Annotated in this window: 16 protein-coding genes and 1 pseudogene; 5 read left to right on the top strand and 12 right to left on the bottom strand. The window is 73.9% G+C overall.

All coding sequences use genetic code 11. The annotated features are described in order from the left end of the window. Positions 1-40 precede the first annotated feature (40 nt). The 8 genes and pseudogenes from ACE1OA_RS03505 to ACE1OA_RS03470 form a co-directional block, all read right to left on the bottom strand. The gene (locus ACE1OA_RS03505) at positions 41-2,581 is read right to left on the bottom strand and encodes a discoidin domain-containing protein (RefSeq protein ID WP_432752244.1); all 2,541 of its coding nucleotides are present in this window, start codon (positions 2,579-2,581) and stop codon (positions 41-43) included. 450 nt (positions 2,582-3,031) lie between these two features. Further along, positions 3,032-3,904, bottom strand: coding sequence for a leishmanolysin-related zinc metalloendopeptidase (locus ACE1OA_RS03500; protein ID WP_384868066.1), 873 nt, complete (start codon positions 3,902-3,904; stop codon positions 3,032-3,034). An 85-nt stretch (positions 3,905-3,989) separates the two neighbouring features. Then, a complete protein-coding gene (locus tag ACE1OA_RS03495; protein ID WP_356602000.1) occupies positions 3,990-4,283 on the bottom strand; it encodes a WhiB family transcriptional regulator in 294 nt (97 codons plus the stop codon). Positions 4,284-4,413: 130 nt separating this feature from the next. Beyond that, a pseudogene (locus tag ACE1OA_RS03490) lies at positions 4,414-4,941 on the bottom strand (AbfB domain-containing protein); the annotation flags it as partial. Further along, positions 4,923-5,306, bottom strand: a complete 384-nt coding sequence (locus tag ACE1OA_RS03485) for a sugar-binding domain-containing protein (protein WP_432752243.1) — start codon at positions 5,304-5,306, stop codon at positions 4,923-4,925. The pseudogene ACE1OA_RS03490 and the gene ACE1OA_RS03485, both read right to left, overlap by 19 nt. A 44-nt stretch (positions 5,307-5,350) precedes the next feature. Next, positions 5,351-6,367: a YihY/virulence factor BrkB family protein gene (locus ACE1OA_RS03480; RefSeq protein WP_432752242.1), complete on the bottom strand. Its 1,017-nt coding sequence runs from the start codon at positions 6,365-6,367 to the stop codon at positions 5,351-5,353. Between the two features lie 267 nt (positions 6,368-6,634). Further along, entirely contained in the window at positions 6,635-9,001 is a 2,367-nt protein-coding gene (locus ACE1OA_RS03475) for an ABC transporter permease (RefSeq protein ID WP_432752241.1), read from the bottom strand. After that, positions 8,998-9,705 carry an ABC transporter ATP-binding protein gene (locus tag ACE1OA_RS03470; protein WP_361314793.1) on the bottom strand — a complete coding sequence of 236 codons (708 nt, stop codon included), beginning with the start codon at positions 9,703-9,705 and terminating at the stop codon, positions 8,998-9,000. Before ACE1OA_RS03470 ends, ACE1OA_RS03475 begins: the two co-directional genes overlap by 4 nt. Positions 9,706-9,865: 160 nt before the next feature. Here ACE1OA_RS03470 and ACE1OA_RS03465 point away from each other — a divergent pair, with 160 nt between their 5' ends. From ACE1OA_RS03465 to ACE1OA_RS03455, 3 genes are all read left to right on the top strand, one after another. Beyond that, positions 9,866-11,224, top strand: coding sequence for a sensor histidine kinase (locus ACE1OA_RS03465; RefSeq protein WP_384868059.1), 1,359 nt, complete (start codon positions 9,866-9,868; stop codon positions 11,222-11,224). Beyond that, positions 11,221-11,922 (top strand): response regulator transcription factor, encoded by a 702-nt coding sequence (locus ACE1OA_RS03460; protein ID WP_356774371.1) that lies wholly within the window; start codon positions 11,221-11,223, stop codon positions 11,920-11,922. Before ACE1OA_RS03465 ends, ACE1OA_RS03460 begins: the two co-directional genes overlap by 4 nt. A 156-nt stretch (positions 11,923-12,078) precedes the next feature. Continuing rightward, positions 12,079-12,537 carry a hypothetical protein gene (locus tag ACE1OA_RS03455; RefSeq protein ID WP_432752240.1) on the top strand — a complete coding sequence of 153 codons (459 nt, stop codon included), beginning with the start codon at positions 12,079-12,081 and terminating at the stop codon, positions 12,535-12,537. Positions 12,538-12,570: 33 nt separating this feature from the next. Here the strand turns inward: ACE1OA_RS03455 and ACE1OA_RS03450 are convergent, their stop codons facing one another. From ACE1OA_RS03450 to ACE1OA_RS03435, 4 genes are all read right to left on the bottom strand, one after another. Beyond that, positions 12,571-12,867 (bottom strand): hypothetical protein, encoded by a 297-nt coding sequence (locus tag ACE1OA_RS03450; protein WP_432752239.1) that lies wholly within the window; start codon positions 12,865-12,867, stop codon positions 12,571-12,573. 115 nt (positions 12,868-12,982) lie between these two features. Further along, positions 12,983-14,545 carry a DUF4139 domain-containing protein gene (locus ACE1OA_RS03445; protein WP_432752238.1) on the bottom strand — a complete coding sequence of 521 codons (1,563 nt, stop codon included), beginning with the start codon at positions 14,543-14,545 and terminating at the stop codon, positions 12,983-12,985. Between the two features lie 6 nt (positions 14,546-14,551). Continuing rightward, the gene (locus ACE1OA_RS03440) at positions 14,552-16,624 is read right to left on the bottom strand and encodes a DUF4139 domain-containing protein (protein ID WP_432752237.1); all 2,073 of its coding nucleotides are present in this window, start codon (positions 16,622-16,624) and stop codon (positions 14,552-14,554) included. A 238-nt stretch (positions 16,625-16,862) separates the two neighbouring features. Beyond that, positions 16,863-17,810, bottom strand: a complete 948-nt coding sequence (locus tag ACE1OA_RS03435) for a methionyl-tRNA formyltransferase (protein WP_356602022.1) — start codon at positions 17,808-17,810, stop codon at positions 16,863-16,865. Positions 17,811-18,060: 250 nt separating this feature from the next. Between ACE1OA_RS03435 and ACE1OA_RS03430 the strand changes: the two genes are divergently transcribed. Next, entirely contained in the window at positions 18,061-19,413 is a 1,353-nt protein-coding gene (locus ACE1OA_RS03430; protein ID WP_356602024.1) for a lysine N(6)-hydroxylase/L-ornithine N(5)-oxygenase family protein, read from the top strand. Positions 19,414-19,643: 230 nt separating this feature from the next. Then, positions 19,644-20,687 carry an iron-siderophore ABC transporter substrate-binding protein gene (locus ACE1OA_RS03425; protein WP_356602026.1) on the top strand — a complete coding sequence of 348 codons (1,044 nt, stop codon included), beginning with the start codon at positions 19,644-19,646 and terminating at the stop codon, positions 20,685-20,687. Positions 20,688-20,869: the final 182 nt, after the last annotated feature.

Genomic DNA, 20,869 nt, shown 5'->3' with positions numbered 1-20,869 from the left:
TCGCGGAGGCCGGGCACCGTCGTCCGTCGTCGTGCGGGCGTCAGGAGATCGTCAGGAACTTCGCGATGCTCGGCACCCCCTGCGCGTCGAGCGCGAAGAGCAGGTAGTTCCCCGGCAGGACCACACCGGTGTCGGCCGGGATCCGCACCGTGTGCTTGCCGCTGCCCGTGGCGGTCGACACCAGCGGGACCCGCCGCTGGTCGTTGTCCGTCGAGTGGGTCGCCGCGGCGGCCCGCATCAGGACGAACGACGCCACCGAACCCTCGGTGTCCACCGTCAGCGAGGCGCCGGGGGCGGCACGGGAGGGGACGCCGCCGGCGATGACGGGGCGCGGTTTGGGGGAGCCGTCGGAGTTGAGCAGGTACGGCGGGGTGAACACCGCGCCGTCGGCGTGGTTGGTCGCGCAGTCGCCGCACAGCCCTCCGCCGCCGGAGAAGATCCGTCCGTCCGGCAGGAGGTTCGCGACGCTGTGGTAGTTGCGCGGCACGGCCATCGTGGCGAGCGGGGTGAAGGATCCGGTCGCCGGGTCCCACAGTTCGGGGGCCAGGACCGAGGTGGCGTCGCTGAACGGCACCGGGTACCCCTGACCGCCGAAGACGGCCACCTTGCCGTCGGGCAGCACGACGCTGTTGCTGAAGGCGCGGGCGTGCGCCATGTCGCCGGTACGCGCGGCCCGGACCTGGTCGCCCGAGAGGTCCACGGTGTACGCGCGGCGGGTGGCGGGGGTCTTCTCGTAGGCCGGGGAACCGCCCAGCGTGAGCAGCTTGCCGATGTCGTACGCGACGGCGTTGCCCGTCATCGCGTCGCCGCTGTCGGCCCGGGTGCCGGCGGAGGTGATGCTGCCGGCGCCGGTGGTCGTGATCCAGTTCATCTGCTTGCTCGGGCCGAGCTGCAGCACCTTGCCGCCGGAGGTGGCGTGCAGCCACATGTGGTTGTCGGAGCGGTAGGGACCCGCCGGGTCGGCCGTCTGCGCGGAGGAGGCCGGTACACCGGTGAGCCTGCGCCAGGTGCGGGTCTCCGGCGACCAGACCTCGCCCGCCTTGTCGCCGGCCCCTCCGCTCCACGAGCCGCCCAGGACGAACGCCTCGCCGGTGGAGAGCAGCGTCATCGACTGGTAGCCGCGGGGGATGTTCATGTCGGTCGTGGTGATCCAGTCGTCCAGGACCGGGTCGTAGATGCTGGCCTTCTCGGCGTTGCTGCCGCCGGTGACCAGCACCCGGCCGTCGGCGAGCATCGCTATGCCGGGACAGAACATGTCGTGGCCGGTGTGGTCGATACGGCGCTGGGTGACCCTGTTGGTCTTCAGGTCCAGGATCGCGGTCTGGGTGTAGCCGTTGCTCCCGCCGAAGCGGTCGGTCGCGTACGCGGACCAGGCCAGCAGCTTGTCCCCGGGGAGCACCGCGGTGGCGACCGGCACCAGCGGGAAGCCGGTGATCCGGCCCCAGGAACCGTGGACGCCGGCGGTGGCGGGTCCGCTCAGGCCTATCTCGGAGGCCGAGGTCCAGGGGCCGCGTCCGCCGGCCTCGGTGGTCACCGTCAGACGTATGTAGCGGGCGCTCCGGGTCCGGGTGAAGGTGGCGGTCTTGACGGTGTCGTCGTCCCGCCAGGTGCCCATGGACACCGGGGTGCCGAAGTTCGCACCGTCGGTGCTGGTGGTGATGGAGAACGCGCCCGGCCGGCCGTTCGCCTTCCCCTGGCGCGGCTGGAAGGTGAGGGCCGAGACGGCCTGCGTGCGGTGCATGTCGATGGTGATGCTGTGCGGCAGCGGGGCGGGGGTGCCGCTCCATCTGCTGTGCCAGATGGTGGCGTCGTCGCCGTCCAGCACGTTGGCGGCGCGGCCGTCCTCGGCGGCCGTCTCCTCGTCGCTCGCGGTCGCGGTCCAGCCGGACCGGGACAGGCTGACGGTGGCGGCCGGTGTGCCGGGGTCGCCCATCAGGTTGAGCTCCGCGGCGGCCGTCCAGGGGCCGCGCCCGCCGGCCTCGGACAGCGCCGTCAGGCGGACGAACCGGGTTCCCTGCGGGGCGAACCCGAGCGACTTGGCGCCGCCGTCGTCGGCGAGGGTGCCGCCGGCGACCGGAGTGCCCCAGTTCTGGCCGTCCGCGCTGAGGCTGATGCTGTACTCGCCGATCCGCCCGTTGGCGCTGTCGGACCGGGGACGGTAGAGGATCGCGGACACGACCGCCGTGCGGTGCATGTCGATGGTGACGCTGTGCGGGAACGGGGTGGCGGTCCCGCTCCACTTGCTGTGCCAGAGGGTGGTCTCGTCGCCGTCCAGCACGTTGGCCGCGCGGCCGTCCTGGCCGGCGGTCTCCTGATCGCTCGCGGTGACGGTCCAGCCGGTCCGGTCGAGGACGGGAGCCGCGCGGCGCATGGCGTTGGCGGGCGCGACGCCGTGGTGCGGCGGCGTCGTCCCGGCCTGCTGGAGGAAGGGGGTCGGCCTCGGCGCGGAAGCGGCGGGCGCCTGCCCCGCGATCCCGAGCCAGGGGGTCAGGCCGGCTCCGACCGCGGCGAGGCCGGCGGCGACCAGCAGGTGCGAACGGCGAAGTCCACGGCGACGGGCATGGGTACGTCCGAACTTCAAAATCCGACCTCCTGGGATCAACCGGCGCGCCCATGAACTTAGACGGCGAGCGATTAAATCACTTGTCCGACGGTCATATTGGCGCGAATGCGCGCCGCCGGTACGTCTCGGGTCGGCGGCGCGGGAGGAGCGCGAAAGGGGCGATTGCCCTCAAGTCATGTCATAGGGACGCATGCTGAGGGGGTGCGCCGGACGGAGACGCCGTGGCGCGAGAACGGGTCGCGTGGCTCGGGGGCCGTCACGCCGTCCGCCCGGGCGGGACGTCACGACGACCGAGGAGACACCCCGCAGGGGGTGTCTCCTCGGTCGTCGTCGGTCCTCGGTCGTCGTCGGTCCTCGGCCGTCGGTCGTCGTCGGAAGTGGAGGCGGCGGGTGCGGTGGTGGCGGAGTCGGCCGTGCCGGCCGCGGCGTGGGTGGTCGCACCGCCCGCCGGGGCCACCGCGCTCCGCGTCAGGGCCGGTCGGCGGGGACGCGGGTCGGGATCGTCGGGAGGACGACGTACTGCGGGGCCGGCGGCGGTACGCGGCCCGAGCGGGCGATCTCGAAGAGGTCCGGCAGCGCGTAGTCCTGAGCGGCGTCGAGATCGACCTGGTAGCCGAGGTCCGCCAGGCTCGCCACCGTCAGTCTGCTCAGCGGGTTGTGCGCGCCGTCGATGTTCGGTGACATCAGCTCGTTGTCGAAGACGGACTCCCGCCAGTGGCCGCCCGCGCTGCCGACACCGCCGACGTTGGCGACCGGAACCGGCAGGGGGCCGGTGTCCCGGAGCCTGCCGAACTCCCTCATCGCGCCGGGGCCGACGAAGGTCGGGTCGGGGCCGGGGAAGTCCTTCAGGACGCCGAAGGCGGCCCAGACGGTGCCGATGCCCAGCACGTGCCCCATCTCGTGGGTGATCACATCGAGGAGCGTGCCCTCCTCCTCCATCTGTGCCAGGTCGGCGCTGTCGAAGCGCATGCGGCCGGTGGCGGGGAGCCCCGCCCCGGCGGCCGCGTCACTCCGGCGGAACCGCGTCGGGCCGGCCTGGCCGAGGATGTTCGGGACGTTGTCGACACCGTCGATCGGCACGCCCTCCGCGTCGATCAGCAGGTCGTCGACCACGACCGTCCCGCTGAAGTCCTGGACGACGGCGGTCTCCAGGTCTCCCACGATCACGCGTGCCCAGCGGTCCGCGGCCTCGGCGAACACGTCTCTCTGGCTGCTCGTCAGTCCGCCGATGAAGCGCACTTCGATCTGGAAAGGAGAGGTGGTCGCGGCGAGTTCCGCGGCGCGGGCACCGTCGGCGACCGTCTTGTACGTCTGGTAGGCATGGTGGGTGAGCCTGCCCATGGCTACTGCTCCCATCACGTGGAGCCGGGACATCCCCTGTCCACCACTCTAGACACGTTCGCAGCGGTAGACCATGCAACCAAAATCAGGGGGAACGGTCGCCCGCCGCCGCGCCGCCCGGCCGGTCGGAGCCGACCGCCCGGCGCCGCAACCGCCGCTTGAGCGCGCGCCGTTCGTCCTCCCGCAGGCCGCCCCAGACCCCGGTCACCTGGCGGGAGTCGTCCATGGCCCAGTCCAGACACGCCTCCCGCACCGGGCAGCGGCGGCAGATCTCCTTCGCCTCCTCGGCCTGGATCAGGGCGGGCGCTCCGTTGCCCACCGGGAAGAAGAGGTCGGGATCGACGTTCCGGCATGCGGCGGATGCGCGCCAGCCTTCCATCAGTGCCTCCTGGTGTGTGTGCGGACGGGTTCGCTCCTCTTCGGCTGACCGCACACCGGCACTTGAAACTCCCCGCGGCACGTCCGCACCGCCCTTTTTCGCGGCGCGGCCGTGCCGGGGTGCGATCGTGTCAGGGCGCCCAGGGCGCCCAGGGCGCGTCGACGGCCCAGGTGGTGTCCTCGGTGAAGAGGGCCGGGTTGTCCCAGGTGTGCGCGCCGCCGGGGGTGGCGAGCCACAACTGCGCCTCGTAGTGCCGCAGGTACTGCCCGGGGAAGTCGTAGGCCGAGAGCCGGACCCCGCCGGCGCCGGGGACGGGGCAGAAGGTGGCGTCGGCCCGGAAGAGCGCCGATCCGTCCCCCGCCTCCTTGTAGACCCGGAAGTCGCGGTGCCGCAGGTACTGGCCCGGGTAGTTGCGAGACTCGAAGGAGTAGCACCGGGAGTCGGCCAGGCCGGAGACGACCTTCCACGTCGCGTCGTTCTTGAGCAGACCGCTGCCGCCCGCGTCGACGAACTCGGTCACGACGGCGCCGTTCTGGTGGCGCATGTACCGGTCGGTGTAGCCGGGCGTGGTCACCCGCAGGGACCGGTACTGGCCGGCGGGCAGCGTGACCGGCCCGGCGGGGTTCCGCGACGCCTGGATCAGCGCCCGCCGTTGAGCAGCGGCGTGATGTCGAACCGGAAGGCGTCGAAGCCGCCGCTGTGCACCGCGCCGGCCTGCTGTCCGTTGACCCACACCGTCGTGCGCCAGTCGCTGGCGCCGAAGTTGAGCTGGACGCGTCGTCCGTTCCACCCGGCGGGGACGGTGAAGGTCCGCTTGTACCAGAGCCTGTCGTTCTGGGTGATCTTCCGGTGGATGCCGGAGAGCGCCGACTCGGCGGCGAACGGCACCCGGATCTGCTCCGGGAAGGACGCCGGCTGCCCGGCGTTCGCGCTGGTGACCGCGAAGTCCCAGATGCCGTTGAGGTTGGCCCAGTCGGGCCGGGTGAGCTGCGGACGGGGGTACTCCGGCAGCGGCTGGTCCACCGGTACCGGGTGATCTCCGCAGGTGCGGCCCGCCCCCAGCGGGCTCAGCGCCTGGGCGCCGGATCCACAGGGTCCGTACGTTCGTCGGCTGCGCACGACCGGCCCGGCTCGGGTACCGACGACCGTGGCGTCCCGTCGGCGGGGGACGGCGGGGCCGGGGCGGAGGAGGCCCGGGCCAGCTCGGCGGTGAACTGCGCGCCCGCCAGCAGCGACAGATGGGAACTCCACAGCCACACGAGGAACACGACCACCCCGGCGAGCGAGCCGTAGACCCTGCTGTACGTGCCGAATCCCGTCGCGTACAACGAGAAGCCCGCCGAACCGGCGAGCCAGAGGAGCACCGCCACCGCCGCGCCCGGCGCGGAGTGGGGACGTGCCTTCGCCGCGGCCGGACCGGTCCGGAAGAGCACCACGACCAGCAGCGCGACAAGGGTGAGCAGGCCGAGCCAGCGCAACAGGGTCCACGTCGTCGCCGACACGATGTCGATGCCCAGCCAGCCCTCGACCGTCGTCGCGACCGGCTGGGTGAAGACGAGGACGCCGGCACTGGCCACCAGAAGGGCCAGCAGGAACAGCGCGTTGAGCACGATCAGCGGCGCGGTGTGGAGCGCGGGGCGGCGGTCCTCGACCCGGTGCATGGCGTGCAGCGCGCGCCGGAAGACGGCGAGATGGCTGGAAGCCGACCAGAGCGAGCTGACACTGCCGGCGCCGATCAGCACCCAGGCCGCCGAGCGTTCCTCGGCCAGTCCGCGCAGCGCGTCCCGGAGGGTGGCACCGGACTCGGCGGGCGCCCAGGACGACACCAGGACGATCAGCCGGTCCGTCCCCTCCGGACTCACCAGGCCGGTCAGGGTCACCGCGACGAGCAGCGCGGGAACGAGGGCGAGGATCGCGTAGTAGGTCAGTGCCGCCGCCCAGTCGGCCACGTCGTCGCGCCACAGGGCCACGGGGGTGGCCCGCAGGGCCGGCCACCAGCGGCGAGCCGAACGGGCCGCGGCCGACCGCGCGCCGCGGGCACGGCGGGCCGCGCGGTGGACCGGGCGGGGGCGGGGAGTCGTCATCGTTCGCTTCCAGGTGTCGCGGGAGTCCTCCGGGTCCGTCTACCCACGGATCCGCAGGTCAGACGGCGCGGCGTATGCCACTCCGCACATCCTGCCGCCCGCGAGCCCCACCAGTGGCACGCGCCGGGCCGCGCGTGCGCCGCCGCCCCCACGTACGTGGCCCGGCCCGCCGGTCGAGCCGTCGAGAGGGCGCCGCCCGGCGGGCCGTCCCGCGGCGACCCACGCGCCCCGCCGCACCGGGCGGCGGGGGCGGGCCCGTCCCCGCCCCTACTCGGTACGCAGAGCCGTGGCGGTACGGGTCCGGGCCGCCCAGCCGGCGGGCAGCAGCGCGCCCAGGACGGCGATGACCAGGCCGCCGAGCGCGAGCGGGACGAGGTCGGCACCGTGGAGGACGGCGATGACGGAACCGGGGAGGCGGAGTCCCACGCCGTCGCCCATCGCGGGGACCACCCGGCCGTGCAGGGCCACGCCGAGCGGCACGCCCAGCGCGCCCGCGACCAGGCCGGTCACGACGACCGAGGTGACGACCATCGTGACCGTCTGCCGGGGCGTCATGCCGAGCGCCTTGTGGACACCGATCTCACGGACGCGCTCACGGGTGTCCAGCAGCACGCTGTTGAGCACGCCGAGCGCGGCGACGGCGACGAGCATCAGCGTGAGGGTCACGGACAGCGCGTCGAGCGTGGCGACCATGTCGCCGCCGGTCCCGGGCCCACCGGCTCGGGCGGTGACCCCCAGCGGTGCCAGGTCCCTGTTCAGCGCGTCGACGTAGGCGGAGACGTCGGTGCCCGAGGCGACGGCGATGTGATGGCTCGTCTCCGTCAGGTCGGGATCCGCGGCCGCGAGCGTCGAGACGTCGGTGAAGACCTGCATGCCGTCGTTGCGGGGGTCGAGGACCTCGCCGACGATCCGGACCGTGACCGGCTCGGCCAGGCCGTTCAGCGTGACGGTGTCGCCGACGCGGCTGCCGGTGGTGGTCAGGAACGGGGTCGGCACCACTGCCTCGCCGGGACGGCCGATCCAGCGCCCCGACACCATCGTGTAGCCGCCCCAGGAGGCGTCGCCGGTGAAGGCGACCACGTCGACGGTGCCGGTCACCCCGGACACGGCCGCCCGCACCGTCGCGGCGCTGTAGTACCGCCCGGTGCCGGCGCCGGCCTCGATGGCCGCGGTGACCGCGGCGGGATCGACCTCGGGCCGCTTCGCCATGCCGGGGCCGCGTCCGGGACCGGGGCCCCGAGGCCCGAAGTCCGGCAGCGGCGCGGGCACCGTGACGTCGGCGGCGTCGTGGGCCCTGGCCTTCGTCACCTCGCCGAGCGAGGCGCTCAACCCCACGGTGAACGTGACGGCGACGGTGCCGAACAGGACCGCCGCGCCCATGGCCAGCGCGCGGGCGGGCCGGGCGAACGGCCGGGCCAGGCCCAGGGAGACCGGCCGCGGCAACGGCAGCCGGCCGGCCGCCCGGGCGGCCCATCGGCCGCGCCCGGCCGAAGCGGTGCGCCCGACCGCGAGCGCGTCGACCGTACGCAGCCGCCCGGCCCGCCAGGCACTCGCCCACGCGGTCGCCGTCACCAGGCCGAGCACGCCGGCGACCACCGCGACGTCGACCCAGGGGGCGACGGCCAGGGACGAGGTGCCGTAGACCTCCTCGGCCTCGGCCAGCACGGGGACGGCGAGCAGGTGGCCGGCGAGGACACCGAGGGCCGTGCCGACGGCGGCCGGGACCAGCGCCTGGCCGACGTGGGCCCGCACGACCAGGGCCGGGGTGAAGCCGACGGCCTTGAGGATGCCGATACGGCGCGTTCCCGTGCCGACGGCCGACGCGACGACGTTGCCCACGACGAGCACCGACATGACCAGGCCCAGGGCGCCGAACGCGATGAGGAACGGGACGTAGAGGGCGGTGTCGCGCTCGGCGGCGCTCCTGACGGTGAGCCATGACTGTTCGCCGACGGCCGCTCCCGGCGGCAGGGACTCCGCCACGGCCCGGCCGCCCGCGGAGACCTGCGCGGCGGTGCCCGCGTCGGTGAAGCGGTAGAGCATCTGGTACCCGCCGCCGCCGGGCGCGGTGAGCGCCGGCATCTGGGACGGCACCACCCAGGCGTCGGCGGTCCTCGTGACCGAGCGGGCCACACCCACCACCGTCAGCGCCGGATCGCCGGGCAGATCGGGGAAGGCGAGATCCATGCCCAGGGCCGGGAACAGCGCGGCGTCCGCGGACAGCACGACCTCGCCGGCCCGGGCGGGCCACCGGCCGTCGAGCAGGGCCACCTCGTCCACGTCCCGGCCGGGATCGCCCCGGCCGACCACGGTCATCGGCCACCCCGGGCCCGCCCCGTCCGACCGCGGGCTGACCGTCGTCGTACGGAACGGCCCGGCCGCGGCGCTCACCCCCTCGGTGTCCGCGGACCGCGCCAGCTGTCCGGCGCCCACCGTGCCCGCGTCGAACTCCACGGACAGGTGCGCGCCGTGCCGCTCCGCGAAGGCGTCGTCGAACGGAGCACCGGAGACCACGACCAGCGATCCGCCGAGGACGGACGCGGCCACCGCCATCAGCACGGAGAGCCCGATCACCAGCGTCTGCACCCGCCGTCGCCCGACCCCCGAGCGCACCACCCTGCCGAGCGCGCTCATCGGACGGTCTCCGACGCGACGGCCCGCGTCCGGACGTCCTCGGTGATCCGGCCGTCGGCGATCCGGACCGTGCGGTTCGTGCAGGACCGGGCCAGCGCCAGGTCGTGGGTCACGACGACGACGGTCTGGCCCTCGGCGTTGAGAGCGGTGAGCAGCCTGCTGACGTCCTGCCCGGCGGCCGTGTCGAGGGCTCCGGTCGGCTCGTCGGCCAGCAGCAGCGCGGGCCGGTTCATCAACGCCCGGGCCACCGCGACGCGCTGCCGCTCGCCGCCCGACAACCGCCCGGGGTAGGCGCGGGCGTGCCGGCCGATGTCCAGGAGTTCGAGGAGTTCCGCCGTCCGGCGGTCCGCCTCGGCCCGGGCCGTACCCGCGAGACGCGCGGGCAGCGTGATGTTCTCGGTGACGGTCAGGTCGTCGAGCAGGTTGAAGAACTGGAAGACCATGCCGATCCTCGACCGCCGGTAGAGCGCCGATCCGGCTTCGCCCAGCCGGTCCACCCGCACCCCGTCCACGGTGACCGTCCCCGAGTCGGGCCGGTCCAGGCCCGCGATCAGGTTGAGCAGCGTGGACTTGCCGCTCCCGGACGGGCCGAGGATCGCGACGGCCTCGCCCGGCCGCACGGTCAGCGACACCTCGTGCAGGGCGGGCGGGCCGTCGTCGTATCGGCGGCTCACCTCGCGCAGTTCGATCACCGGCAGGGTCATGGAGGGCTCCTCGGGCCTCGGCGACGGGATGCGTGCACGCTAGGAGCGGGACCGGCCCGCCCGCGTCGGCCGCCCGAACCCCTTCCGCTACCGCGTCCGGATGAGCGCCGGGGACGTCATCCCTGCGATGTAGGCGGGCGATGTACGCGATGCGGCGGGAATGACCACCGGGACGGACTCCGCGGGCCGGCGCGACGGCGACAATGAACCGGTGAGGAACGTACGTACGACGCCGGCGCGGCTCCTGGAAGCCGCCCGCCGCACGGTCCGCGACGCCGGGGTGCCGAGCGGTCCGCCGCCGCGGCCCACCCGGCGCGCCCGGCAGTTCGACGTGCTGGTGGCGCTGGTGCTCGGCATCGCCACCGTCTACTACGGCGTCGACAACGTCGACAACGTGGTGGTCCGTGAGATCGCGCCCGGCGTGCTGCGCGCGGTGCCGCGCCCGACCGGCCCCGGCGGCCTCGCCCTGATGGTGACCCTCGCGGCCGTCGCCTCGGGCGCCCTGGCGCTGCGCCGCCGCCACCCGCTCGCCGTGCTGTGCGTCGTGACGGCCGCGACTCTGGCGACACCGCAGAGCGTCATGCGGCTGACCTTCTACGCGTTCGTCATCGCCGTCTACAGCGCCGCCGTGTACAGCCCGTACCGGGTGGCGACGCTGGCGGCCCTGCCGGTGTCGGTCGTCCTGGTCGGCACCTCGGGGAACTCGGTGACACCGATCGTCCCCAACGAGTACATCGCGCTGCTGATCCTGGTTCCGATGGCCGTGGCCGCCGTCGGCCTGCGCACCTGGAAGCTCCGGACCGACGAGGGCCGCACCCGGCTCTCCGCCCTGGAACGCGAACAGGCCGAAGCGCTGCGCCGGGCCGTCGAGCACGAACGGGCCAGGATCGCCCGCGAACTGCACGACGTCGTCACGCACAACGTCAGTGTGATGATCATCCAGGCGGGCGCCGCCCGCACGATCATGAAGAAGTCCCCCGAGCTGGCCGGCGAGGCGCTGCTCGCCGTCGAGGCGGGCGGCCGGGCCGCCATGACCGAACTCCGCCACGTCATGGGACTGCTCACCACGACCGACGAGGACGAGGCGGCGGACCCCGGTGCCGACCCCGCCGACCCGGCGGGGGCGCCGGCCCCGCAACCCGGCCTGGACCAGCTGGAGACGCTGGTCGGACGGGTCCGGGACACCGGACTGCCCGTCGACCTGACGGTGACCGGCCCGGCCCGGCCCCTCCCGCCCGGCCTCGAACTCGCCGCCTACCGCGTGGTTCAGGAAGCCCTCACCAACACCGTGAAGCACGCGTCCGGCGCCACCGCCGCCGTCACCGTCGAGTACGGACCCGAACGGCTCCGGGTGGAGGTCACCGACACCGGTGGAACCCCGGGCGCGGGCGCCGGAAGCGGCCGGGGGCTGATCGGCCTGCGCGAGCGCCTCGCCGTCCACGACGGAACCCTGACCACCGGCCGCCGGCTCACCGGCGGCTACCGTGTGGAGGCCCTGATCCCCTTGGAGGCACCGTGACCGAGCCGCTGCGGGTGCTCCTCGCCGACGACCAGACGCTCGTCCGCACCGGATTCCGGCTGATCCTCGGCGCCGACGGCATCGACGTCGTCGCCGAGGCCACCAACGGGGCCGAAGCGGTCGAAGCGGTCCGCCGCACCCGTCCCGACGTGGTCCTCATGGACGTCCGGATGCCCGAGATGGACGGCCTGGAGGCCACCCGCCGCATCCTCACCGGCGCCCCGGACGACCCCCGCGTCATCATCCTGACCACGTTCGACCTCGACCGGTACGTGTACGCGGCCCTGTCCGCCGGAGCCAGCGGCTTCCTCCTCAAGGACGTCACCCCCGAGCACCTGACCGCGGCCGTCCGCACGGTCCTCGCCGGCGACGCCCTCCTCGCGCCCGCCATCACCCGCCGCCTCGTGCAGCGCTTCACCCGGCACGGCGGCGACACCGCCGCCCTGCACCGCGACCTCGCCTCGCTCACCCCGCGCGAACTGGAGGTCCTGGGCCTGCTGGCGCGGGGACTGAGCAACGCCGAACTCGCCACCCGCCTCCACCTGGCCGAGGCGACCGTCAAGACGCACGTCGCCCGCATCCTCGCCAAGCTCGGACTCCGGGACCGCGTCCAGGCCGTCATCGCCGCCTACGAGACCGGGCTGGTCAGCGCCGGCGGACGCGAGGCCGCCCCAGGAGCCACCGAACAGCGGACCTAGGGGGCAAGACGCCCCCTAGGCCGAGACCGAGACCTGGGAACGGGCGCCGGAACCCGGACCGGGGTCCCCGCCCGTCCGGGCTGCCGAACTCCGCGGCAGTCGTACGAGCGTGGACGCGCGGGCAACGCCGATGCCGTACGGCGCGTCCTTGAGAGCATGATCGAGTTTTTCGACGCCGCCACGACCGACGAGGACGAAGAGACCGTGCGCCCGGGCCCGTTGTGGCGCCACGCGCTGTGGGCGGCGGGCATCGCCGTCCTCGGAGTGGGCCTGGGCCGGGTCACCGGTCTGTTCCGCATCGGCCCTGAGGACTACGGACTGCCGTCCGCCGCTCCGGGGCCGCTCTGGCCGTACCTGGCCGCCTGGACCGTGATCGGCTTCCTGACGGCGGCCGTCCTGCGGGCCACCGCCGCGCGTGTGCCGGTCTACGCGCCGGGGCGGATCGGGTGTTTCCTCACGCTTCTGGGCACTCGCCTCTCCCTCGGCTGGCGGCCGGAGGCACCCGTGCTGGCCGCCCTCGGCGCTGCCGCGCTGGCGGCGGCGGCCGTCTGGTGCGCCCTGGCGTTGCGCCCCGGCCCCCGCGGCACCGACGGCGGCGACGCGTCCGCCACGTGAACGTGCGGCGGCCGCCTCAGGCCCGTCGCCGCCTCACTCCCGCCGTGCCCCGCCGTGGGCCGGTGGGCGGTCGCCGGTGACCCGGACCCGCAGGACGTACGGCCGGCCACTGCTGATCGCCTCGGCCTGCTCCCGCAGGTCCGCGCCCGTGAAACCGAGCAGCGCGGCGTCGGCGGCCCGGCGCAGCAGGGGCAGGATCTCGGCGACCGGACGGCCCCGGTGCGAGACGGCCAGCTCGGCGAACGCCTTCTGGTACGGCGCGCCGTACGCGCTCGCGCTGTCCGCGAGGAGGTGGTCGAGATGCCGCTGGTCCACACTGATCTCACCCATGGCCCGCTCCCGTGCGTCGGTGGCCGGCAGTCGCCCGACCCTTGTCCACGACGCTACGACGGGGGTCTGACATCGCCGCTGACCTGCGACGACGGCCTGGCCGGCAAGACGCCCCCTACAGGCCGGTGACCTTCGCGCTCGCCGACAGCTCGTACACCAGCGTGACCGTCCGCCGGCCGCCGGGCGGGAGGGCGACGTCCCAGCGGACGATGCCCTCGGCGTCGACCGCGTCGGGCACCGGGGAACACGACTCCCGGCGCAGCCGGACCTCCACCGCGGAGACCTCGGAGACCGGGATCCGCTCCCGCAGGGCCACCACCCGCTCGCCCTGCTCCCCGGGGGCGGAGAACCGTGACAGGTGCAGCCGGACCGTGCGCGTGACCACGGTTCGCTGGCTGAATCCGGTGGAGTCGCGGGACTCCTCGGTGTGCCGCACCACCCGGTGGTCGTCGCTGCTGCCGAAGGCCAGTTCGACGGCGGCGCCGGGCGCGGCGAACTCCAGGGTGCCGCGCCCGACGGACCCGCTGCCGCGCACGAGGTCCACCGGTCCGGCGAGCAGCGCGTGGCCGGAACGGTTGTCGAACCGGGCCACCTGGGTCACCAGCGGGGACAGCTCCGGCGAGCAGCCGTACTCGCGGCGCGCGCCGGTCGTGAACGACGACAGCGGCACGCGGTGGGCGCGGCCGTCGCTCCGCACCGAGACCGGCGCGGGGGACCGCAGCACCCGGGCCTCACCGCCGTCGTCGACGCCCGGCAGGCCGAGCACCGGAGCCGGCCCCAGCGTCCCGATCTCCTCCTCGCGCACCTCGACGTCGACCGTGCGGCGTTCCGCGGCCGAGCGGTCCTTGAGCGTCAGCCGGTCCTCACCCAGCCGCGGCGGCTCGGAGGCGAGCGCCGAGCGGGCCGTCGACAGCGTCAGCGACACACCGGACCAGTCCTCGCCGGTGCGCTGCCAGACCATCGCGTCCGTCTCCAGCGTCACGGAGTCCCCGTCCAGGACGGCCCGGTAGGCGGGGCGCCACAGTGCGCACGAGGTGAGGTGGCCGAGGCGCAGGCCGACGGGACCGGCGACGGCGGACTCCACCGTCAGCTCGACGTGGCCCACGAGCTCGGCCGGCTCCTCCTCGGAGAAGTCCAGGACCCGTTCGGCCTCGCGGAGTTCGGCGGCGACGGCCGCCTGCCGGGCCTCCGCGATCCGCAGGCGCTCGCCGTACGTGTCGCGTTCCTCGTCCACCCGGTCAAGTTCGCCGGTCCAGCGCGGGCCGTCGGTCTCCCCGGAGCCGGCGCCTTCGGCGATCTCCCGCAGCAGGTCGGCGGCGAGTCGGCCGAGGAGGTCGAGCCGGGTGCGCAGCCGGTCGGCCTCCCGCTCCAGGGTGAGCGACTCCTGTTCGAGGGCGCGCACGCGCCCGCGCAGGGCCGAGTCGTCCTCGCCGGACGGCAGCGGTTCGCGCGGTGTCCAGTCGCGGACGATCCGCACGTCGAGCACGGTCGCCGGGTGATCGGCGGTCAGCTCGGCGTGCAGGGTGCGGTCGACGGCCAGCGCGCTGACCGGTCCGAGGCGCAGCCGCTGCACCCCGGCCGCCAGGTCGAGGACGGTGGCGCGTTCGACGTGGGCGCGGTCCTCCAGGCAGGTGACGGCGGTGACGGGCAGCGCGATCGGCTTCGTGGTGGGGGACATGGGGCGTCAGCTCCTGCGGTTGCCGTCGACCAGGGCCTTGGCGGCCGGGATGCGGATCTCGTAGCCGCCGTCGAGGGCGGTGGTGCCGCCGGCCGGCAGGTCCACGCGCCACAGGCGGGTGCCCGGGGCGTGGCGGTCGGGTCCGGCGCCGTCCTCGGGTGTCGTCCAGTCGGCCCGCTCCTCGATGCGGACGTCCGGTTCCGAGGTGACGGGCACCCGTTCGCGGACCTCGACGGTGACCGGCGAGGCGAGCCGGTTGGCGAGCTCCACCCGGACGCCGTGGTCGAGCACGGTGGTGTTGTTGCGCAGGCCCGAGGTCGACTCCCGCAGCTCGGTGCGGCGGGTGACCCGGACGCCCTCGGCCGGACCGAGCCCGACCCGGCGGACCGCGCCGGGCGCGAGCGTGGGCAGGGCGGCCGTCAGCAGGAAGTCGCCGTCGACGGTGACCTCCACCGGACCGGCCAGCAGCGCCTGGTCGGTGGCGTTGGAGAGCACCAGGGTCGCGTACACGGTCTCCTCCACTGACGGCACGCAGAGGTACTCGGTGCGCAGACCGACCGGGATCTCGCCGACGGTGACGGTGTGCCAGACGCCGTCCGACGGGATGTCGGCACGGGCGGCGGCGTCGAAGCGGTGGTCGAAGGACCCCGCGGACTCGCGGGGCCGCACGCAGTGGCCGGGCAGCGGCAGCGTGGCCACCGACTCCGCGCGGCGGCGGTACTCCTCGGCCACCGGGTCGAGGGGCGCGCCCGGGAACAGCCGGCCCCGGCGACCGCCCTGCTCCTCGGGACCGGAGAGGACGAGGCCCGCGTAGTCGAGTTCGGTGTCCTTGGGCCGCGGCGGACCGGCCGGCGGGGCGGGGGGCGCCGCGGGCGCTGCCGGCATGCCGCCGGGAGGCGCCGGGGCCGCGGGAGCCATGGGCGCGGCGCCGGCGGCACGCGACCGGCCGCCCGGACGCGCTCCGGACGGCTGCGGGAGGGCGGACACGGGCCCGCGGAAGGCCTCGGGGGCACTGCCCGGGGCAGGGGGAGGGGCGCCGTAGCCCAGCGTCGCCGGCGGGGGAGGCGGTGGTGCGACGGGCACGGGCGCCGCGGCCCTGGGCGGCGGGGCCGCCCCGGCCACCGCGAGCGGGGCGCCCACCGTGACCGAGGCGGGGCGGGGCCCGGCGGCGTCGTACGCCGTGAACAGGTCGGCGAGACCGGGGGGCGGCTCGCGCCAGCCGGACGGTGCCGGGGCGGACTGACGGCGTCCGACCCGGATCGAGCGGAGCTTCGGGAGGCCGGTGCCCCGCCGCAGGTCGGCGGTGGCCAGGGCGATGCGCACGCCGGTCCAGTCCTCGCCGGTGCGCTGGGCGACCGAGGCACGCAGCACCAGCCGCCCGCTGTCGTCGCCCTGACGGTGGGTGAGCCGGTAGCCCGGCACCCAGACAGCGCCCGGAACCCCGTACTCCAGCTCCAGCGCCACCTCCGCGTCGCCGGCGCCGACGAGGGTCAGGAGAGCCGAGACCGTGGTCGCGACGTGGGCGGCCGGGGCGGCCGTGGAGGCGCGGGCGAGACGGTCCGCGGCGGCCTCGAACGCGTGCTCCGCGCGGCGCAGTGCCTCCTCCCCCTCGGCGAGGCGCTCGTGAAGACCCGTCAGCCGTCCGTCGACGAACTCGGCGAGTTCGAGCCACGCCTCGACCGGCGTCCGGCGGTGCGGATCCTCCCGCTTGCGGGCCGGAGGGGCGGGGCGCAGTGCGGCGACCTCCTCGATCCGGCGCAGCAGGCGGTCCCGGCGTCCCGCCGCCGCCTCGTACGCGGCGCGCAGCCGCTCGACCTCGCGCCGCAGCGCGTCGGGTGCCTCGGTGCCGAGCGGTTCGGCTTCGACCTCCACCCGGGCCTCGGTGACGCGTACCCCGGCGGCGCCGAGCACGCGGGCCCGCAGCGATCCAGGGTCGAGCGTACGGGGCAGGCCCGTCACCCGTACCCGGCCGTCCGGCCCCACTCCGCCCCGTGCCAGGCGGCGGCAGACCGCGCCCCGCGCGTACACCACGACGGAGTCGAGGGTCGACCCCCACCTGTGTTCCGTCTCGGCCGTCATGTGCTCCGCCCCCCGTGCCGTGTCCGTGCTGGGCGAAGCCTACTTCGGGGCGGCCCGGCTTCCGGTGGGGAGTCCCGAAGTCGGCGGGACGTCCCCGCGGAGGGCCACTGGGCAGGCGTTCGGGGGCGCGGCCGTGGGCGGACGTACGGCACTCACCCGTTCCGGGCGGCCGGGGTCCCGCCACCTGAGAACCCCTCTCCCGGTGGGGGACCCGCCCGCGGCGGGCAGGCGCGGGCCGTCAGGGGCGGCCGGTGAGGTACCCGCCCATGGAGGTGAAGTAGTCGGTCGCCGCCAGCTCGCGGCCGTCCTCGGTCCGTACCCGGGTGACGGCCAGCCCGTGGTTCCGGCCGGTGCGGGCGTCGGCGCCGGCGACGATCACCACGCCCTCGCCCTCGCGGTAGAAGATGCGGCCCGGCGTCCCGCCGTAGCGTCCCTCGGACACGACCGCGGCCAGGATCTCCAGACGCCTGCCCCGGTGGAAGGTGAAGGCGCTCGGGTAGGGGGCGGACTGGGCGCGGACCAGGCGCTCCAGGACCTCCGCCGGCCAGCCCCAGTCGATGCGGATGTCCTCCTCGGCCCGCTTGTGGAAGAAGCTGGCCCGGGAACGGTCCTGGGGGGTGAACTCCGTCTGCCCGGAGGCGATCCGCGCGAGCGCGCCGACGGTCACCGGGGCGATGAGGTCGACGGTCTTGTGGAACAGGTCCGTGGCCGTGTCGGTGGGGCCCACCGGCACCGCGCGCTGGTCGACGATGTCCCCGGCGTCCAGCACCTCGTCCATCATGTGCGCGGTGACGCCGACCTCCGACTCCCCGTTGACGAGCGCCCAGATCAGCGGGGAGAAGCCGGCGTACTTCGGCAGGAGCGAGTCGTGGACGTTCAGGGTGCCGTGGCGCGGCAGCCCGTAGATGCGCGGCGGGATCCAGGTGCGCCAGTTGTTGGCCACGATGATGTCCGGATCCGCCTCCTCGAGCCGCCGGAACAGCTCGTCGTCGTCCGGCCGGTTCCGGATGACGACGGGGACGCCGTGGTCCTCGGCCAGTTCGGCGACCGAGTCGCTCCAGATCTTCTCGTAGGCGTGTTCGCTCTTGGGGTGCGTCACGACCAGCACCACGTCGTGCTCGGAGTCCAGGAGCGCTTGCAGCGTGCGATGGCCCCAGGTCTGGTAACCGAACATGACGACCCGCATGGGTTTCCTCCTCGGGAGAGCGAGTGAACGGCGCCAAGTAAAGCAAGGCTTACCTAAGCTCGCAACGGGCCCTATTTCGAAGGGAGTTCGGATTTTCGTCTTGCGGCATGCCCGTTTTGCCCTGTCGACAGTGCGCTTCAACTCAGGTTAGCTTTACCTAAGTTCGGCTGGGCGGAATCGCCGGTGAGCCCGGCGTCCTGCCCTGTTCATCCATGTCCGACGGGCTGCTGTCCCGCACGAGGGGAGCGACATGTCACGGGTTCTTCCTGGCGACACACCTCTGGTCCACGACCTCATCGGCATCGGTTTCGGGCCGTCCAACGTGGCCATGGCGATCGCGCTGAGCGAGCACAACGCGCGGGTCGGCAGGCAGGAGACGGTCACCGCCCACTTCTTCGAGCGACAGGCCGGTTTCGGCTGGCACCGCGGCATGCTGATCGACGACGCGACGATGCAGGTGTCCTTCCTCAAGGACCTGGTGACGTTACGGAACCCCAGCAGCGACTACAGCTTCCTCTGCTATCTCCAGAGCAAGGGCCGCCTGATCGACTTCGTGAACCACAAGAACCTCTTCCCGCTGCGGGTGGAGTTCCACGACTACTTCGAGTGGGCGGCGGCGAAGGTCGACGACATGGTCTCGTACGGCCACGAGGTCGTGGCCGTGGAGCCGGTGGTGCGCGACGGGATCGTGGAGTTCCTGGACGTGACGGCCCGCTCGGGAACGGACACCGTGGTGCACCGGGCCCGCAACCTCGTCGTCGGCACGGGCCTGCGCCCCCTGATGCCGGAGGGCGTCGAACGGACCGACCGCGTCTGGCACAACTCCGACCTGCTCGCCAAGGTGGACGCGCTGGAGGGCACCGACCCCGCCCGTTTCATCGTCGTCGGCGCCGGCCAGAGCGCCGCGGAGAACGTCGCCTACCTGCACCGCCGCTTCCCTCGGGCCGAGGTCTGCGCGGTCTTCTCCCGCTACGGCTACAGCCCGGCGGACGACAGCAGCTTCGCCAACCGCATCTTCGACCCCGCCGCGGTCGACGAGTACTTCACGGCCCCCGACGGCGTCAAGCGCAAACTGATGGACTACCACGGGAACACCAACTACTCCGTGGTCGACATCGACCTGATCGACGACCTGTACCGGCAGGCCTACCAGGAGAAGGTGCTCGGCGCCGAGCGGCTGCGCTTCCTCAACGTCTCCCGGCTGACGGCCGTCGCCGAGGCCGACGACCGGGTGCGCGCCACCGTGACGTCCCTGGTCACCGGTGACGAGACAGTACTGGACGCGGACGTCGTCGTCCTCGCCACCGGTTACAGCCAGGCCGACTCGCTCGGTCTCCTCGGCGGGGTCGCCGACCTCTGCCACCGCGACGACCGGGGCCGCGTGCGGGTCGAGCGCGACTACCGCGTCACGGCCGACCCCGAACTGCGCTGCGGCATCTACCTCCAGGGCGGCACCGAGCACACGCACGGCATCACCTCGTCGCTGCTCTCCAACACCGCGATCCGGGTCGGCGAGATCCTGGACTCGGTCCTCGACCGCCGGCCGGAAGCCGCCCGGGACGAGCCCGCGCCCGTCGCCGACGGGATCGGCTCGGTCCGGTAGCACCCGCCCCGCCCGCCCCGCCCGGCCGCGCGGACCGCACCGGCCCCGCACCGCCGACCGCGGGCCGCCCGGTGCCGCGGACCGTCCCTGCGTACGTCCCCGGCCCGCCGGACACCGGGTCCGTGCCGGGCCCGGGACCCCGACACCCCCCACACGCATCACCCCGCCGGACGCGCCGCCGCGCGCGGCGCGCCCGGTACGCACCGTGAAACCCCGTGAAAGGAACACCCGTGTCCACAGGTACACGTCCCGTGCTGACGAGGATCGTCAGACACGTCCCCCGCGTGGCGGTCGCCGCCGTCGCCGCGCTCGCGCTGACCGCCTGTGGGGGCGGTACGGAGAAGACCGAGTCGAAGCCGTCCGCGCCGGCGGGCGGCACCTCCGCCGCCTTCCCGGTGACGGTCGAGCACAAGTACGGCAGCACCACGATCGCGGCGGAGCCGAAGCGGGTGGTGACGCTCGGCCTGTCCGACCAGGACGCGGTCCTCGCGCTCGGCGTCAAGCCCGTGGGGGCGGTGGACTGGTTCAAGGAGCAGCCCTACGGCAAGTGGCCCTGGGCCAAGGACAAGTGGGGCGGCACCGCCCCGCAGATCGTCGGTGAGCGCGACGAGTACAACATCGAGAAGATCGCGGCGCTGAAGCCGGACCTGGTCATCGCCCAGTACTCGGGGATGAAGAAGGAGCAGTACGACACGCTCTCCAAGTTCACCAAGGTCGTCGCCCAGCCCAAGGGCCTGCCCGACTACGGCGCCTCCTGGCAGGTGATGACCCGTCAGATCGGCAAGTCCCTCGGCAAGGACGCGGAGACCGAGAAGCTGATCGCCGGCATCGACGCCCGGTTCAAGGCCGTTCGCGAGAAGCACCCCGAGTTCGCCGGGAAGACCCTCGCCGTCGCCGACAGCTTCGAGGCGGGCAAGTACTCGGCGTTCACCAAGACGGACCCCAAGGCGATCTTCTTCTCCGAGCTCGGCTTCACGCTGAAGCCCGAGATCGACACACTGGCCAAGCCGGGCTGGAACGTGGCCGAGCTCAGCGCCGAGAAGCTGAACGTGCTGGACGTGGACCGCCTGGTCTGGGTGACGTCGAGCACCGAGTCCGACAACCGCATCAAGGCGGAGCCGCTCTACAGGAAGCTGAAGGTCCACCAGGAGAAGCGGGACCTGTTCGTGCCGTACCAGGACCCGGACATCGGCGCCGCGTTCTCCTTCAACACGGTGCTGTCGATCCCCTACGCGATCGACGAGATCGAGCCGCTGGTGGCGGCCCTCAAGTAGTCCGCCACGCCCTGGGCGCCCCGGGGACGCGTGCGACGGCATGCCGGGCAGGTGTGCCGTCGACGTACGCGGCGGAGGCGCCCGTGTCCCAGCGATCACGCCCCCGGCCGCCCGCGCACGCGTGGCGGAACCCTCCGCAACGCCGCGCCCGGTCATCGCGCCCCGAGCCCGCACCTCACCGA

The sequence above is a fragment of the Streptomyces sp. JL2001 genome (genome assembly GCF_050917515.1).
Classification (GTDB): domain Bacteria; phylum Actinomycetota; class Actinomycetes; order Streptomycetales; family Streptomycetaceae; genus Streptomyces.
This window is presented reverse-complemented; position numbering and strand designations above follow the sequence as displayed.